The sequence below is a fragment of the Rhizobium johnstonii 3841 genome, from assembly GCF_000009265.1.
Taxonomy (GTDB): domain Bacteria; phylum Pseudomonadota; class Alphaproteobacteria; order Rhizobiales; family Rhizobiaceae; genus Rhizobium; species Rhizobium acaciae.
Window position 1 is genome coordinate 1,012,132 of record NC_008380.1, and the last position, 16,676, is coordinate 1,028,807.

Here is a 16,676-nt window from a genome sequence, read left to right on the forward strand (position 1 = left end):
CGATAAATCCCAAGCAATCGGTGCCGTTCGATGTCAGCTATCCCAGACCATATGAACCCGAAGCGCTCCTTCCAGGCGCTGATCCTGACCCTGCATAACTACTGGGCGGACAAGGGGTGCGCGGTGCTGCAGCCCTACGACATGGAAGTCGGCGCCGGCACTTTCCACCCGGCCACCACGCTGCGCGCCCTCGGCCCCAAGCCGTGGAAGGCGGCCTACGTCCAGCCGTCGCGGCGCCCGTCCGACGGCCGCTATGGCGAAAACCCGAACCGGCTGCAGCATTATTACCAGTACCAGGTGATCCTGAAGCCGAACCCGCCGAACCTGCAGGAGCTTTATCTCGGCTCGCTGGCGGCGATCGGTCTCGATCCGCTGCTGCATGATATCCGTTTCGTCGAAGACGACTGGGAAAGCCCGACGCTTGGCGCCTGGGGCCTCGGCTGGGAATGCTGGTGCGACGGCATGGAAGTCTCGCAGTTCACCTATTTCCAGCAGGTCTGCGGCATCGAATGCTCACCCGTCGCCGGCGAACTGACCTATGGTCTCGAACGCCTCGCCATGTATGTCCAAGGCGTCGACAATGTCTATGATCTGAACTTCAATGGCCGCGACGGCGACGAGAAGATCAGCTATGGCGATGTCTTCCTGCAGGCCGAGCAGGAATATTCGCGCCATAATTTCGAGTTCGCCAATACCGAGATGCTGCACCGTCACTTCGTCGACGCCGAGAAGGAATGCCGGGCGCTGCTCGATGCCGGCGCGCCCGGCGACAATGCCAACCAGCGCCTGCACAAATGCGTCTTCCCGGCCTATGACCAGTGCATCAAGGCAAGCCACGTCTTCAACCTGCTCGATGCCCGCGGCGTCATCTCGGTCACCGAACGTCAGAGCTATATCCTGCGCGTGCGCACGCTTGCCAAGGCCTGCGGCGAGGCCTTCCTGCTGACCGACGCCGGCGGCGTCAACCTCTCGAAAGAGGCGGCGTAACGCAACAGCTCACCAGCCGTATCGTCCATATAAACGGCTGGTCGGGTACCCCGAATCCTCGCGGATATCGGCGTTTGACGGCAGCCGGCAAAACCGCTTAGTCTCCGCCTCAACATTACTTCGCTGCGGGGGATTCGCGATGTATATTGCGCTTGGCGTCATCGTTCTGGTCGCGCTCTATCTCGTCTTCGTCTACAACGGCCTGGTTCGCGCGCGGCAGATGGCGGAAGAGGCCTGGTCGGGCATCGATGTCCAGCTCAAGCGCCGCGCCGATCTGATCCCGAACCTGATCGAGACGGTCAAGGGCTATGCCGCCCACGAAAAATCGACGCTCGAAGAGGTGGTTGAGCTCCGCAACAAGGCGCAGGCCGTGCCATCAGGCGATGTTGCCGGCAGGGCGCAGGCGGAAGGGCTGCTCGGCCAGGCGCTCGGCCGGGTCATCGCGCTCGCCGAAGCCTATCCGGATCTCAAGGCCAACCAGAATTTTGCCGAGCTGCAGGCCTCGCTGGAAACCATGGAAGGCGAGCTGCAGATGGCCCGGCGTTATTACAATGGTGCGGCCCGCGATCTGAACGTCAAGGTCGAAAGCTTCCCCTCCAATCTCGTCGCCGGTCAGTTCGGTTTTGCCAAGCGCGAATATTTCGAAATCACCAACGAAGCCGACCGCGCCGTCCCCACCGTGAAATTCTGACGATCCGGCATTTTGCCTTTGCCAGAAAGCGATTAAGAGCAAGGGCAGATTGCGGCCGGTAATGGTCGCCTTATGACGGAAGAACAGCATGACACGCACAGCCAAACTCACGATCATCCCGCCGGGCAAGCCGCTTTCGGGCCGCGCCATGCCGCCGGGCTCCAAGTCGATCACCAATCGCGCGCTTCTGCTCGCCGGCCTTGCGAAGGGCACGAGCCGGCTGACCGGGGCGCTGAAGAGCGACGATACGCGCTATATGGCCGAAGCGCTGCGCGCCATGGGTGTCGCGATCGATGAACCCGACGACACCAGTTTCGTCGTCACCGGCAGCGGCAGGCTGCTGCCGCCGAAAGCGCCGCTTTTCCTCGGCAATGCCGGCACGGCGACACGCTTCCTGACCGCGGCTGCGGCTCTGGTCGACGGCACCGTCATCGTCGATGGCGACGAACATATGCGCAAGCGCCCGATCGGCCCGCTGGTCGAAGCGATGCGCACGCTCGGCATCGACGTCACCGCTAAGACCGGCTGCCCGCCGGTTACCGTCAAGGGCACCGGCCGCTTCCAGGCTGACCGCATCCGCATCGATGGCGGCCTGTCCAGCCAGTATGTCTCAGCGCTGCTGATGATGGCGGCCGGCGGCGACCGGCCGGTGGATATCGAACTCGTCGGCGAGGATATCGGCGCGCTCGGCTATATCGATCTGACCACCGCGGCGATGAAGGCTTTTGGCGCCAAGGTTGAAAAGACCAGCCCCGTCACCTGGCGCGTCGAGCCGACCGGTTACCGCGCTGCTGACTTCATCGTCGAGCCGGATGCATCGGCTGCGACCTACCTCTGGGCCGCCGAGGTGCTGACCGGCGGCGCGATCGATCTCGGCGTCCCGGCCGGCGCCTTCTCGCAGCCGGATGCGCGCGCCTATGACATGATCGCCCGTTTTCCGCATCTGCCGGCAGAGATCGACGGCTCGCAGATGCAGGATGCCGTTCCGACCCTTGCCGTGCTTGCCGCTTTCAACGAGACGCCGGTTCGCTTCGTCGGCATCGCCAACTTGCGCGTCAAGGAATGCGATCGCATCCGGGCGCTTTCGACCGGCCTCAACCGCATTGTTTCAGGCCTTGCCCGCGAAGAGGGCGATGATCTGATCGTGCAGTCGGATCCCGCACTTGTGGGCCGGCATCTGCCGGCGGAGATCGACAGCTTTGCCGACCATCGCATCGCCATGAGTTTCGCGTTGGCCGGGCTGAAGATCGACGGCATCACCATTCTCGATCCCGATTGCGTCGGCAAGACTTTCCCAGCCTATTGGAGGACACTGGCGGCCCTCGGCGTGACCTATCAGGACAACGATTGACGAAACGCAGCCGAGGCTGCCGGCGGGGAGACAGGGATGGGGCGTCGGTTTTTCGGATTTTGCTTTGCATTGCTGTTGATGCTCCCCGCCCCCGTGGCCTTTGCCGCCGAGGTGATCGACAGTTTCGTCTCCGACATCGCGCTCGAAAAAAGCGGTGCGATGACAGTGACCGAAACGATCACCGTCAATGCCGAGGGCAACCAGATCAACCACGGCATCTTCCGTGATTTCCCGCTCTATTTCACCGATGCCGCCGGCCGTCGCCGCAGCGTCGATTTCGATATGGTGTCGGTCCAGCGCGATGGCGATGACGAGCCGTGGCACACCGAATCGATATCACGCGGCATCCGCATCTATGCCGGTTCTGCCGATGTGACGGTGACGCCCGGCCGTCATCGATATGTCTTCACCTACAGGACCAACCGCCAGATCCGCTATTTCGACGATCATGACGAACTCTATTGGAACGTCACCGGTAATGGCTGGATCTTCCCGATCCGTTCAGCCACGGCAACGGTAAAGCTGCCGCCCGGCGTCGGCGCGACGGAGACGACGTTCTTCACCGGCCCTGAGGGCGCTACGGAAAAGAATGCCCGCGTTAGCGAGACCCGCGCCGGCCTGGTTTTTTCCACCACCGCGCCGCTCGATGCCCACGAAGGACTGACCTTTGCGATCCGCATGCCGAAGGGGTCGATCGATCCGCCGAGCGCGGATATGGAAAACACTTGGTGGCTGAAGGACAACCGCAACTATTTCATCGGCTTCGGCGGCCTAATCCTCGTTTTCGCCTATTACACGCGCTCCTGGCTGAAGGTCGGCCGCGATCCTGCACGTGGCGTCGTCGTGCCGCGCTGGGACGCGCCTGATGGTATCTCGCCGGCGCTGGTCAACTACATCGACAATAAGGGCTTCTCCGGAGAGGGCTGGACGGCGCTGTCTGCCACGGCGCTCAATCTTGCCGTCCGCGGTTACGTCAAGCTCGAAGACCTGAAGAATTCGATCGTCATCCAAGGCACCGGAAAGCCGCTCGGCAAGGAGAAGTTCCAGGCCGGCGAGATCGAATTGCTGAGAGTTGCCGGCGGCGCCGGCTCGACGCTGACGATCGACAAGGCCAATGGCGAGCGGGTGAAGTCCGTCGGTCAGGCCTTCCGCTCGGCGATCGAGAAGGAGCATCGCGGCAAATATTACAATTCCAACCTGGCCTATACCGCCGGCGGCATCGCGCTCAGTGCCGCGGCCCTGGTGATCCTATTCGTTTTCGGTTCGCTGGAGCCCGACACCATCGCGGTGATGCTGATCCCGATCGTCATCTCGGTCTTCATTTCGGTGTTCGTCGCCGGCCTCGTCAGGTCGCTGCATCGCGGCAAGTCGCTGTTCGGCAAGATCATCGCCATCATCTCCGCCGCGATCGGCGTCTTCGTCGGCATCAGCATCCTGGCGACCATGGGGCTGGCGCTTGCCTCGTCGCTGGTGGAACTGCACGAAACGCCGATGCTCTTTGCCGTCGGCGGCATCGTGCTTTTGAACATCCTCTATTTTTTCATCATGGGTGCGCCGACCCCGCTCGGCGCCAAGATGATGGATGGCATAGACGGCCTGCGCCAGTATCTGACGCTTGCCGAGAAGGACCGGATGAACACGGCCGGCGCCCCGGAGATGTCGCCGCGGCATTTCGAGACGCTGCTGCCTTATGCGGTGGCGCTCGGCGTCGAAAAGCCCTGGTCGCGCACCTTCGAGACCTGGCTTGCGGCTGCTGCCGCCGGCACGGCTACAGCCTATGCGCCCGCCTGGTATTCCGGCAACTTCAACAGCGGCAGCTTTTCCGATCGTATCGGCGGCTTTTCCTCGTCGATGGCCTCGACCATCGCGTCGACGATACCTTCACCGCCGCCGTCGCGCTCATCCTCCGGTTTTTCCGGCGGCGGCTCGTCCGGCGGCGGTGGCGGAGGCGGGGGAGGCGGGGGTTGGTAAGCTTTCTCGCTTGACCTTTTAGCCCTTGGCCCTTAACCGCCAGACAGAAAAGGAAAGGGTCGCGCATGAAGGTTCTGTTGATCGGATCGGGCGGACGCGAGCACGCGCTCGCCTGGAAGCTGGCGCAATCGCCGTTGATGACGGAATTCTACGCCGCACCCGGCAATCCCGGCATTGCCGAACACGCCGTCCTCGTGGCCTTGAATATCGAGGATCACGAAGCGGTCGCGGCCTTCTGCAAGGACAAGGCGATCGATTTCGTCGTCGTAGGCCCGGAGGCGCCGCTGGTTGCCGGCCTCGTCGACCGGCTGCGCGCCGATGGCCTGGCGGTCTTCGGTCCCTCCGCTGCCGCCGCCCAGCTCGAGGGTTCCAAAGGCTTCACCAAGGATATCTGCGCCCGCTACGATATTCCGACAGGCGCCTACCAGCGCTTCAATAATGGACCGAAGGCGAAATCTTATATCCGGGCACAGGGCGCGCCGATCGTCGTCAAGGCCGATGGCCTTGCCGCCGGCAAGGGCGTGACGGTTGCGATGACGCTGGACGACGCCCTGGCTGCCGTCGACGACTGCTTCGAGGGCGCCTTTGGCGCTGCCGGCGCTGAAGTCGTTGTCGAAGCCTATCTCGATGGCGAGGAGGCGAGCTTCTTCTGTCTCTGCGATGGCAAACATGTGCTGCCGCTCGCAACCGCTCAGGATCATAAGCGGGTGGGCGAGGGCGATATCGGCGTCAATACCGGCGGCATGGGCGCCTATTCGCCGGCGCCTGTGATGACTGCCGAAATGGTCGAGCGCACCATGAAAGAGATCATCGAACCGACGATGCGCGGCATGGCCGAGAGCGGTCATCCTTTCTCCGGCGTCTTTTTCGCCGGGCTGATGATCACCAGGAAGGGGCCGGAACTCATCGAGTACAATGTCCGCTTCGGCGACCCCGAATGCCAGGTGCTGATGATGCGGTTGAAGAGCGATCTCCTGCCGCTGCTGCTCGCCACCGCCAACGGCACGCTCGATCAGGTCAGCGCCGACTGGAGCGACGACCCGGCGCTGACGGTGGTCATGGCCTCGAAGGGTTATCCCGGCGCCTACGAGAAGAATACGCCGATCCTCTCCCTGCCGGATGCAGGCGAGGGTGAGAAGGTGTTTCATGCCGGCACGGGTCTGAAGGACGGCGCATTGGTTGCGACCGGCGGCCGTGTGCTGAATGTCACCGCGTCAGGCGGCACGGTCGCCGAGGCGAAGAGCCGCGCCTACGCGCTGCTTGACAGGGTGAGATGGGAAAACGGCTTCTGCCGGCGCGACATCGGCTGGCGGGCGATCGAGCGCGAAACCGGCTCGGAATGAGTATAAACCGCCGCGTTCTTTAAATTTTTACCCTTTCCCCTGACGGGATGGAAACAAAGCTGCGCTAATTTGCTCCGAAGGTGAGACGGAGTAACTTTGATGCGTCAGATTTTCCTCGGTGCGGCAATCCTGCTGATGGCAGGCTCAGCAATGGCGTCCTCGATAGAGGTGGTCGGCAAGATTGCTCCGTCCGCTGAAGGCAGCATCGTCACCGAAACCTGCGCTCATTGCCCGCCGCTTCAGGCCGAGCTGACAAAGAAGGACTATACGGTGCCGGAGCTGAAGCCCGGCGTCCTCCAGGCGAGTGAAATTCGCGATGTCGGCGGCGAAAAGAAGATCTATCGCACCGAAGGCTGGATGGGCGGCTCGCCTGTCGTCTTCGTCAGCAAGGCCACCCCGGAAGCGATGCTTGCCGCGGCGCCTTCCGCCCCGCCTGTCGACGGCATCGACATGAATGCGACGACGGCGGCCGTCATCGGCGGCGACGCCAGGCCTGTCGCGGCCGGCATGGCGGAACAACCCGCAGCCCTTAACGTTTCCGAATTCAAGCTGCGTTTCTAAAGCATGTCGCGCGAAAGTGCGCGGCGGTTTTCCCAGGCAAAGCGCGCAGCGGTTTTGCCGGGAATTGCGTAAAACCAAAGTTCCCTGCCCCTGCCTGATCAAGGTTTCGATCGCTTGGGGTTCCACCTCCGGTGGACCGGATGCACCCTCGAAGAGAAGCGAGGGTGCATTCCTGTTTTAATATGCCTGAAATCCGGCGGTTTTGCCTTGTAAATTACCCCTCGATTTTTAGGGAAACTCGCGCCGCGAACAATAAAGTTAAAGCTTTTTTATAGGGTGAGCATCAATTGTTACTTACCCGGTCGCAGCATGTTTGTTTTAGCAGCGGTAGACGCGTCCTCTTTTTGGCGCGCTCGCACAGGCGGTAGAAAACCGCACCGGAATGCAGCCACCCATTCCCGTTGCGAGGCGTCATGAAAAAATTGAAGATATCGAAGCAGCTCATACTGCTGGTCGTCGGCCTTATGATCGCCTTTGCGATCGCCACTTCCCTGCAGATCCGCTCCTCGGTCGATGCGATCTACAAGGAGCGTTACGACATGCTCCGCGCCGAGGTTCAGTCGGCGGTCTCGGTTCTCAAGCTTTACCAGGCCAAGGTGACCGCCGGCGAAATGACGCTCGAGGATGCCCAGAAGCAGGCCTACGCCACCGTAAACGGAATGAAATACGATCCGGACGGCTATTTCTTCGGCTATAGCTACGACGTTCAGATGGTATTCCACTACGATGCCTCGAAAGTCGGGCAGATCAACAAGGGCCAGCCGGACAGCAAAGGCAAGCTCTATCGCGATGAGCTGGTCAAGCTCGGGCAGCAGGGCGGCGGTCTCGTCGAATATTATTCCACGGTCAAACCGGGCCAACCCGTTGGCGATTATCGCAAGACGGCCTATGGCCAGGCCTTCGAACCCTGGAAGATCGTCGTCGTCACCGGCGTCTACATGGATGATCTCGATGCCCAGATAAACAGCACGATCCTGACCGCTCTCTCCGGCAGCATCGTCCTGTTCTTCCTTGCCATGTCGGCCGCCTACATCGTCATTCGCGGCATATCGGGGCCTCTCAACAATGTCCACGCCGCCCTGAAGGCGGTCTCGGAAGAGGACGTTTCCATCTCCATCCCGCATACCGGCATGAACAATGAAGTCGGCATGATGGCCAAGGCGACGCTCTCGCTGCAGGAAAAGATCAGGGAGCGCCATCAGATGTCGGATCGCGAGGCGGCCCAGCAGCTGGCGCTGGAAAGCGAGCGCGAAAACAACTTGCGCCAGCAGCAGGACGAGGCAACGCTGCAGGCGCGCGTGGTGACGACGATCGGCCAAGCGCTGGAGATGATCGCCCGCGGCGATCTCACCGTCCGCTGCGCCGATCTCGGCCAGAAATACGCCGCCCTTCGCGACAACTTCAACGATGCACTGTCGCATCTCGAAGCCGCCATGGCCAAGGTCAGCGCCAAGGGCACCGATATCGGCACCAGCAAGGAAGAGATCCGCCGCGCTTCCAACGAGCTGTCGCAGCGCACCGAGCGCCAGGCTGCCAGCCTGGAAGAAACCTCGGCCGCCCTCGATGAGCTCACTGTCGCCGTCCGCCAGACCGCCGATGGCGCCCATGAGGCGAGCAAGCGCGTCCATTCGGTCAGCACCGAAGCCACCCATAGCGATGCGATCGTCACCCAGGCGATCGAGGCGATGAGCGGCATCGAGAAGTCATCCTCGGAGATCACCAAGATCATCGGCGTCATCGACGAGATCGCCTTCCAGACCAACCTTCTGGCGCTGAATGCCGGTGTCGAGGCAGCCCGCGCCGGTGAAAGCGGCAAGGGTTTTGCGGTCGTCGCCCAGGAAGTCCGTGAGCTTGCCCAGCGCTCCGCCGCGGCGGCCAAGGAGATCAAGGACCAGATCGCCCGTTCCTCCAGCCAGGTCGACCATGGCGTCCGTCTGGTCGGCGAGGCAGGCGAAGCGCTGAAGCGCATCTCCGACCAGATCAAGGCCGCCAACGAGATCGTCGCCAAGATCGCCCACAGCGCTTCCGAACAGGACACGACGCTGCGCTCGATCTCGTCCTCGATGAACCAGCTCGACGCCGCCACCCAGCAGAATGCCGCCATGGCCGAGGAGACCACGGCATCGGCAGAGACGCTCGCCAGCGATACCGACGAGCTGATCGACCTCATCCGCGGCTTCCGCGTCAGTGGCGGAAGCGCTGCCCCGGCCATGCATCAGGGTCGCCGTGCTGCCTAAACGGCGCGGAGGCAACAAGCCTTTTCATCACCAAATTCTTAGCGGCCGTCGGTTCTCCGGCGGCCGTGCCATTTGGAGCTTATTGCGCGATACGCTCGATCAGCTTTTCGATCTCGCAATCGGAAAACACCTCGACGCCATCAGCTTTCAGCGCCGCCGCGGTCACGCCGTTGCCGGCCTGCTTGCGGCCGGAAAACGTGCCGTCATAGATGAAACCGGATCCGCAGGACGGGCTGCCGTCGATGAGCAGCGCATAGCGGCAGCCGGCCTGCCTTGCGAGCGCCACGGCATTCTTTGCTGCCTGCAGGAACTCTTCCGTCACGTCGGCGCCCGTCAGCTCGACAACCCGCGCCGTGCCGGCCAGCACCCCTTCGCCGGTTGCCGCCTCTGCGATCTCCGCCGGCGGCCGCGGCACCGTCATGCCCGCCGACATCTCCGGACAGATCGTCACCAGCCGGCCTTCGGCCCACCAACGCTCGATCGCCGGATGAAGCAACGGCTTCGCCCGCCCGTCATAGCGAACGGCGTGGCCCATGAGACAGGCGCTGACGAGAATCTTGCTCCGCATGTCTGCATGAATAACGCCACGGCGGCGGCAATGCCAGACCGCCGATGGCGGCCGAACATCACCCCGAAATCTTCGAGAAATCCGCAACCGTTCCCGTCGCCTCGCGGATCAGCCGCAGCAAAGCGAGACGGTTGGCGCGGATGGCGGCGTCCTCGTCGTTGACGAGCACGTCTTCGAAGAAGCGGTCGACCGGGCCGCGCAGCTTGGAGAGCGCTTCCATCGCCGAGCGGAAATCCTCGCCGGCGACGGCGTCCGACGCATCCTTCGAGGCGCCGGAGATTGCGGCGAACAGTTCCTTCTCGGCATCGAGCTTCAGAAGCGCCTGCGAAACGCCATCGGCGATCACGGTGCCCTTCTTTTCCTCGGCGGCGAGCAGCTGCGTCGCGCGTTTGGTGCCGGCGAGCAGGTTCTTGCCGTCTTCCGAGGTGATGAAGGCCGTCAGCGCTTCGACGCGGCGCGCCACCATCAGCAGGTCGTCGGCATCGGGCGTCAGCACGGCGTCGATCAGATCGTGGCGGGCGCCCTGGTCGCGCAGATAGACCTTGAGACGATCGTGGAAGAAGGAGAGGAGATCGATATCCCTGGTCGTCGTCAGCAGCGGCAGCCTGACCTTGCGCTCCAGCAGGATCCTGACGACACCGAGGGCCGCACGCCGCAGGGCGAACGGATCCTTCGACCCCGTCGGTTTTTCGTCGATCGCCCAGAAACCGATCAGCGTATCGAGCTTGTCGGCAAGGGCGATCGTGATCGCCACTCTATCCTCAGGCACGCGGTCCGACGGACCCTGGGGCTTGTAGTGGTCCTCGAGCGCTGCGGCAACGGAGGCATCCTCACCCTGCAGCGCCGCATATTTGCGGCCCATCAAGCCCTGCAGTTCCGGGAATTCGCCGACGGCCTCGGTGCGCAGGTCGGCCTTGGCGAGCACGGCGGCGCGATCGATGAGAGCCGCGTCGGCGCCGGTGATATCAGCCAATTGCTTGGCCAGCGTGCGGATGCGGGCGACGCGCGCGCCCTGTGTGCCGAGCTTGGCATGGAACGTTACGTCAAGCGCATCGAGCTTCGCCATGCGCTGGTCGAGCGGCTTGTTGATGTCGAGGCCGAACTTTGCCGCCGAAGCCGTCAGCGTCTCGAGATCCGGCAGATTACCCTGGTCGCGTTTCCAGAAATGCAGCGCATCCGAAAGCCGGGCCCGCACCACCTTGCCGTTGCCGTGGACGATTTCCTTGCCGCCGTCGCTCGCCTGGATGTTGGAGACGAGGATGAACTTGTTCGACAGCGTTTCGCCGCCCTGCGGCCGCGTCACGAAACACTTCTGGTTGGTCTTGATCGTCAGCCGGATGATTTCGGAGGGGATCGAGAGATAATCCTCCTCGAAGCTGCCCATCAGCACCTGCGGCCATTCGACGAGGCCGGAGACTTCCTCCAGCAGGCCTTCGTCTTCCACCAGCTCCAGCCCGTTGGCAAAGGCGATGTCGCGGGCGTCGTGCAGGATGATGTCCTTGCGCCGCTCGGCATCGAGGATGACCTTCGCCTTTTCCAGGTTCGCCGCATAATCATCGAAGCGCCGCACCGTGATCGGCTCGGGCGCGTGGAAGCGATGGCCATAGGTGATGTTGGAAGCGGTGATGCCGTCGATCTCGAAGGGGATGACAGTGGTCTCTTCATGCTCCGGGCCGAAGGTGCAGACGATCGACTGCAGCGGCCGCACCCAGCGCAGCGCGCCGGGCTTCGAAGAGGCCTTGCCCCAGCGCATCGACTTCGGCCAGGGAAAATCGCGGATGATGCCGGGCATGACATCGGTGACGATCTCTTCCGTCGCCCGGCCGGGCTTGGAAATGACCGCGACGTAGAAATCGCCCTTCTTCGGATCGCTCACCACCTGCGCCTCGGAGACCGAGGAAAGGCCGGCGCCGCGCAGAAAACCTTCGATCGCCTTCTCGTTGGCGTCGGTGCGCGGTCCCTTGCGCTCCTCGCGCACATCGGCCGAGCGCGCCGTCAGGCCGTGAATGTCGAGCGCAAGCCGCCGCGGCGTCCAGTATTCGCGTGCGCCCTCGTAGGACAGGCCCGCTTCGACAAGCGCATCGGTGACGAGCTTCTTCAGGTCGCCGGCAGCCTTGCGCTGCATGCGGGCCGGAATCTCTTCGGAGCGGAGTTCGAGAAGAAGGTTTGGCATGTCGAATTTCCTTGCCTCCCGCGTGAGGGGAGGGATGGCATGGGCGCCGGGTCAAAACGTTGCTTCTGCTAGCAAAGAATGGCGCATCTGCACAACCGCAAAATCGCCGCCTTTCCGGCATGCTTATCCTGTGGATCGGCGCTTGCCTGTAAACTCCAACATTGCCTTGCCGCTTTTCGCCGCTATGGTCCCGCCACCTCTGACGAAACAGGAAATCCCATGGCCGCAGACCTCCGTTTTCTCGCAGCCCGCATCTCCGCCGAAATCAATGCCCGGCCCGAACAGGCCAAAGCCGCCATCGAGCTGCTCGACGAGGGCGCCACCGTGCCCTTCATCGCCCGCTACCGCAAGGAAGTGACGGGTGGGCTGGATGATACGCAGCTGCGCAATCTCGCCGAACGGCTGGTCTATCTGCGCGAACTCGAAGCCCGGCGCGACGCGATCGTCGAATCGATCACCGGCCAGGGCAAGATGACCGACGAGCTGATGACCAAGGTCGCAGGCGCCGAAACCAAGGCCGAGCTCGAAGATCTCTACCTGCCCTACAAGCCGAAGCGCCGCACGCGGGCCGAAATCGCCCGCGAACGCGGCCTCGGCCCGCTCGCCGAGATGATCCTCGCCGACCGCGCCAGGGAACCGGCGGTGCTGGCCGAAGGCTTCGTCACCGCTGATGTGCCCGATGTGAAGACGGCGCTCGAAGGCGCGCGCGATATCATCGCCGAAGGCATTGCCGAAAATGCCGACCTGCTCGGCAGGCTGCGCGCCCATATGCGCCAGGCTGCGCTGCTGAAGGCGAAAGTCGTCGACGGCAAGCAGGCGGCGGGCGAGAAGTTTTCCGACTATTTCGACCATTCCGAACGCTGGGCGACCGCCCCCGGCCACCGCGCGCTCGCCATGCTGCGCGGCTGGAACGAGGAGGTACTGACGCTGACGATCGAGGCCGACGCCGAGACCGCCTCTCCGAACAAGCCGGTCGAGCGCATGATCGTGGCGGCCTACGAGATCGGTACCAGCCGTCCCGGCGACCGCTGGCTGATGGAGGTCGCAAGCTGGACCTGGCGCGTCAAGCTTTCCATGTCGCTCTCGCTCGACCTGATGCGGGAACTGCGCGAAAGGGCCGAAGAAGAGGCGATCCATGTCTTCGCCCGCAATCTCAAGGACCTGCTGCTGGCTGCACCCGCCGGCTCGCGCGCGACGATGGGTCTCGATCCCGGCATCCGCACCGGCGTCAAGGTCGCCGTCGTCGACGGCACCGGCAAGGTGGTGGCGACATCGACCGTCTATCCCTTCCAGCCGAGGAACGACGTGCGCGGCGCCCAGGTCGAACTCGCCTCGCTGATCCGCAAGCACAATGTCGAGCTGATCTCGATTGGCAACGGCACCGGCAGCCGCGAAACCGAAAAGCTGGTGGCCGACATGCTGGCCGAGTTGCCGGCGCCGAAGCCGACCAAGGTCATCGTCTCGGAAGCCGGCGCCTCGGTCTATTCCGCCTCGGCGACCGCAGCGGCGGAATTTCCCGATCTCGACGTGTCGCTGCGCGGCGCCGTCTCCATCGCGCGGCGCCTGCAGGATCCGCTGGCCGAACTGGTCAAGATCGAGCCGAAGTCGATCGGCGTCGGCCAGTATCAGCACGACGTCGACCAGCAGAAGCTGTCGCGTTCGCTCGATGCCGTGGTGGAAGATGCGGTGAATGCCGTCGGTGTCGATCTCAACACCGCCTCGGCGCCGCTGCTGTCCCGCGTTTCCGGCCTCGGTCCGTCGATCGCCGACGCCATCGTCCGCCACCGCGACAGCGAAGGCCGTTTCGAGACGCGAAAGGATCTGCTGAAGGTCGCCCGCCTCGGCGGCCGCACCTTCGAGCAGTGCGCCGGCTTCCTGCGCATTCCCAACGGCAAGGAGCCGCTCGACTCCTCCTCGGTCCACCCGGAGGCCTACGGCATCGCCAAGAAGATCGTCGCCGCCTGCGGCCGCGATCTGCGCGCGCTGATGGGCGACAGCGCCGTGTTGAAATCGGTTGATCCGCGCCAGTTCATCGACGAGAAATTCGGCCTGCCGACGGTCAGGGACATCATCGCGGAGCTGGAAAAGCCCGGCCGCGACCCGCGGCCGAGCTTCAAGACCGCGACCTTCGCCGAGGGCGTCAACGAAATTTCCGACCTGAAGCCCGGCATGGTGCTGGAAGGCACGGTGACCAATGTCGCCGCCTTCGGCGCCTTCGTCGATATCGGCGTGCACCAGGATGGACTGGTGCATGTGTCCCAGCTTGCCGATCGCTTCGTCAAGGATCCCCACGAGGTCGTAAAGGCGGGCGATGTCGTCAAGGTGCGAGTTGTCGAAGTCGATGCCAAGCGCAAGCGCATCGGTCTTTCCATGCGACGCGATGACGGCTCATCAGCGCCGCCGCCGCGTGGTGATTCTCGTTCAAACCAAGGGTCGCGGCCGCAGAACGAACGCCGGCCTGCGGCTCAGAAACCGGAAAGCCAGGGCGCATTCGGCGCGGCACTTGCCGAAGCCATGAAGCGAAAATAAGGGTTTAGCCGGCATTTCGGCAAAAATGCAACAGTTTGGCAGCGTTCTGAACGGAGTGCTAAATCCGGCGCTTGTAAGGCGAAAGAGAGCTATTAAGTTGATGTGACCATCCTGTCACATTTGCGAGGCGTCCATGGCGTCGGCATTCTTATCGATCGTCCAGCAAATCGTCCGCAAGGGTTCGTTGAAACTTACCCTTGCCAATGGCGAAACCCACACTATCGGCGACGGCACGGGTGAACCCGTTGTCGCCCGCCTTGCCGATCAGGAGGCCGAGGACGCCATCCGGCGCGACCCGGCCATGAGGCTCGGCGAAATGTACATGCAAGGCCGGTTCATTCTCGAACAGGGCAATATCTACGATTTCCTGTCGCTGGTGAAACAGAACACCACCAATGAAATCTTCGATTTCAAGATGGCGGCACTGCTCCTCGGCCGCATTGCTTGGCAGCAGCTGAAGAGCCGCGTGCCGGTCAATCGCAACAAGCACAATGTCGCCCATCATTACGACCTGTCGGCGAAGCTCTTCGATCTTTTCCTCGACGAGGACTGGCAATATTCCTGCGCCTATTTCGAGCCGCCGGGCATTGATCTCGACGAGGCGCAGCTTGCCAAGAAACGCCATATAGCCGCCAAGCTTCTGCTCGAGCCGAACCAGCGCATCCTCGAGATCGGCTCCGGCTGGGGCGGCATGGGCATGTACCTGACGGAGGCGACTGAAGGTGCAGAGTTCACCGGCATCACCCTGAGCGAGGAGCAGCTCAAAGTCTCGCGTACGCGCGCCGAAAAGCGCGGCCTTGCAGACCGGGTGCGTTTCGAACTGCAGGACTACCGCACCATGACGGGCAGGAAATTCGACCGCATCGTCTCGGTCGGCATGTTCGAACATGTCGGCATCGGCCATTATGGCAATTTCTTCCGCAAGGTATCGGATCTGCTCGACGACAACGGCGTCATGGTGCTACATTCGATCGGCCGCCCGAAGCCGAGCTTCGGCACCAATGCCTTCATCGAGAAATACATCTTCCCGGGCGGCTACATCCCTTCCGTCGGCGAGGTTGTGCTGCCGCTTGAAAAGGCCGGGCTGCTGGTCAAGGATATCGAAATCCTGCCGCTGCATTATGCCTATACGCTGCGCCATTGGCGCGAGCGTTTCGTGGCGCGCAAGGCCGAAGCGGTGGCGCTTTACGACGAGCAGTTCTTCCGCATGTGGGAATTCTATCTGGCGGGCTCCGAAATGGGCTTCCGCTGGGACGAGCTCTTCATCCTGCAGATCCAGATCGCCAAGAACCAGTTCGCCGTTCCCGACAATCGCAACTATATTGAGCGGAACGAAGCGAAGCTGAAGGAATTCGAGGCGACACGCGCACCGCTGGAAAAGGTGACGTTCTGATCCCGCGGAAGTGCCGTTTCCGCTGGCGCTTTTGCCGGGGGACGGATTCTCATGAAAGGACTTGCCGATGAGCAGTGCGTTTCCCGAGATCTACTTGGTCCGCCACGGTGAAACCGAATGGAGCCTGTCCGGGCGCCATACCGGACGCAGTGATATTCCCTTGACGTCGAATGGCGAAGAGGCCGCCCGCAAAATCGCCGACCGGCTGGCGGGCCTTAGCTTCTCCGCCGTCTGGTCGAGCCCCTCCGAGCGAGCCCGCAAGACCTGCGCGCTCGCCGGATTCGGATCGGGCGCGGTGATCAAGGACGATCTCGCCGAATGGGACTATGGCGCTTACGAAGGCATCACCACCAAGGCGATCCTTGCCGACCGCCCCGGCTGGCAGCTCTTTCGCGACGGCTGCCCGAAGGGCGAATTCGCCGCCGATGTCGGCGATCGCGCCGACGCCGTGATTGGCGGACTTCGTCAGACGGCCGGCACCATCCTGATCTTTTCGAGTTCGCATTTCCTGCGGGTCCTCGCCGCCCGCTGGCTTGGCCTGCCGCCGGAAGACGGCGCGCGTTTCGTGCTCGATACCGCGAGCATCAGCGTGCTCGGCTATGAGCACGATCTGACCGAACCGGTCATCCGCCGCTGGAACCAGAGATAGGGAAACGGTGGGAGCGGGTTTGCGGAGTTCGATAGCAGATGCCGCCAGCCGTGTGGCCCCCTCATCCGACCCTTCGGGCCACCTTCTCCCGAGGGGAGAAGAGGCAGCAAGGCGCGCCGACACTGCCAAACGAACCCGCTTGCTCAACGGCATTGCCAAACAATGGGATCGGTGACGAAGCGGCATTTTCCCTCTTCTCCCCAGCGGGGGTCCGAAGGACGGG

12 protein-coding genes are annotated in these 16,676 nt (G+C 62.9%); 10 read left to right on the top strand and 2 right to left on the bottom strand.

The window, feature by feature from the left end; genetic code table 11:
• The first annotated feature begins 30 nt into the window (after positions 1 to 30).
• From RL_RS04915 to RL_RS04945, 7 genes are all read left to right on the top strand, one after another.
• On the top strand, positions 31 to 987 hold the full coding sequence (locus RL_RS04915) for a glycine--tRNA ligase subunit alpha (protein WP_011650682.1): 957 nt from the start codon (positions 31 to 33) through the stop codon (positions 985 to 987).
• A gap of 139 nt (positions 988 to 1,126) precedes the next feature.
• Complete coding sequence (locus RL_RS04920; protein ID WP_011650683.1) at positions 1,127 to 1,678, top strand: LemA family protein; 552 nt, start codon at positions 1,127 to 1,129, stop codon at positions 1,676 to 1,678.
• Positions 1,679 to 1,766: 88 nt separating this feature from the next.
• Complete coding sequence (locus RL_RS04925; protein WP_011650684.1) at positions 1,767 to 3,029, top strand: 3-phosphoshikimate 1-carboxyvinyltransferase; 1,263 nt, start codon at positions 1,767 to 1,769, stop codon at positions 3,027 to 3,029.
• 36 nt (positions 3,030 to 3,065) lie between these two features.
• Positions 3,066 to 5,000, top strand: a complete 1,935-nt coding sequence (locus tag RL_RS04930) for a DUF2207 domain-containing protein (RefSeq protein ID WP_011650685.1) — start codon at positions 3,066 to 3,068, stop codon at positions 4,998 to 5,000.
• Between the two features lie 65 nt (positions 5,001 to 5,065).
• Positions 5,066 to 6,343, top strand: a complete 1,278-nt coding sequence (purD, locus tag RL_RS04935; RefSeq protein ID WP_011650686.1) for a phosphoribosylamine--glycine ligase — start codon at positions 5,066 to 5,068, stop codon at positions 6,341 to 6,343.
• A 99-nt stretch (positions 6,344 to 6,442) separates the two neighbouring features.
• Complete coding sequence (locus RL_RS04940) at positions 6,443 to 6,904, top strand: plant virulence effector HPE1-like domain-containing protein (protein WP_028742737.1); 462 nt, start codon at positions 6,443 to 6,445, stop codon at positions 6,902 to 6,904.
• 413 nt (positions 6,905 to 7,317) lie between these two features.
• Positions 7,318 to 9,141 carry a methyl-accepting chemotaxis protein gene (locus tag RL_RS04945; RefSeq protein ID WP_011650688.1) on the top strand — a complete coding sequence of 608 codons (1,824 nt, stop codon included), beginning with the start codon at positions 7,318 to 7,320 and terminating at the stop codon, positions 9,139 to 9,141.
• Positions 9,142 to 9,220: 79 nt separating this feature from the next.
• Here RL_RS04945 and RL_RS04950 read toward each other — a convergent pair whose 3' ends face one another.
• Positions 9,221 to 9,709 carry a DUF523 domain-containing protein gene (locus RL_RS04950; protein ID WP_011650689.1) on the bottom strand — a complete coding sequence of 163 codons (489 nt, stop codon included), beginning with the start codon at positions 9,707 to 9,709 and terminating at the stop codon, positions 9,221 to 9,223.
• A 58-nt stretch (positions 9,710 to 9,767) separates the two neighbouring features.
• Positions 9,768 to 11,882, bottom strand: coding sequence for a glycine--tRNA ligase subunit beta (gene glyS / locus RL_RS04955; protein ID WP_011650690.1), 2,115 nt, complete (start codon positions 11,880 to 11,882; stop codon positions 9,768 to 9,770).
• A gap of 219 nt (positions 11,883 to 12,101) precedes the next feature.
• On the opposite strand from glyS, the gene RL_RS04960 reads away from it, so the two are divergent.
• The 3 genes from RL_RS04960 (at position 12,102) to RL_RS04970 (ending at position 16,453) form a co-directional block, all read left to right on the top strand.
• Complete coding sequence (locus RL_RS04960) at positions 12,102 to 14,411, top strand: Tex family protein (protein WP_011650691.1); 2,310 nt, start codon at positions 12,102 to 12,104, stop codon at positions 14,409 to 14,411.
• 133 nt (positions 14,412 to 14,544) lie between these two features.
• The gene (locus RL_RS04965; protein WP_011650692.1) at positions 14,545 to 15,804 is read left to right on the top strand and encodes an SAM-dependent methyltransferase; all 1,260 of its coding nucleotides are present in this window, start codon (positions 14,545 to 14,547) and stop codon (positions 15,802 to 15,804) included.
• A 67-nt stretch (positions 15,805 to 15,871) separates the two neighbouring features.
• Positions 15,872 to 16,453 carry a histidine phosphatase family protein gene (locus RL_RS04970; protein ID WP_011650693.1) on the top strand — a complete coding sequence of 194 codons (582 nt, stop codon included), beginning with the start codon at positions 15,872 to 15,874 and terminating at the stop codon, positions 16,451 to 16,453.
• Positions 16,454 to 16,676 lie beyond the last annotated feature (223 nt).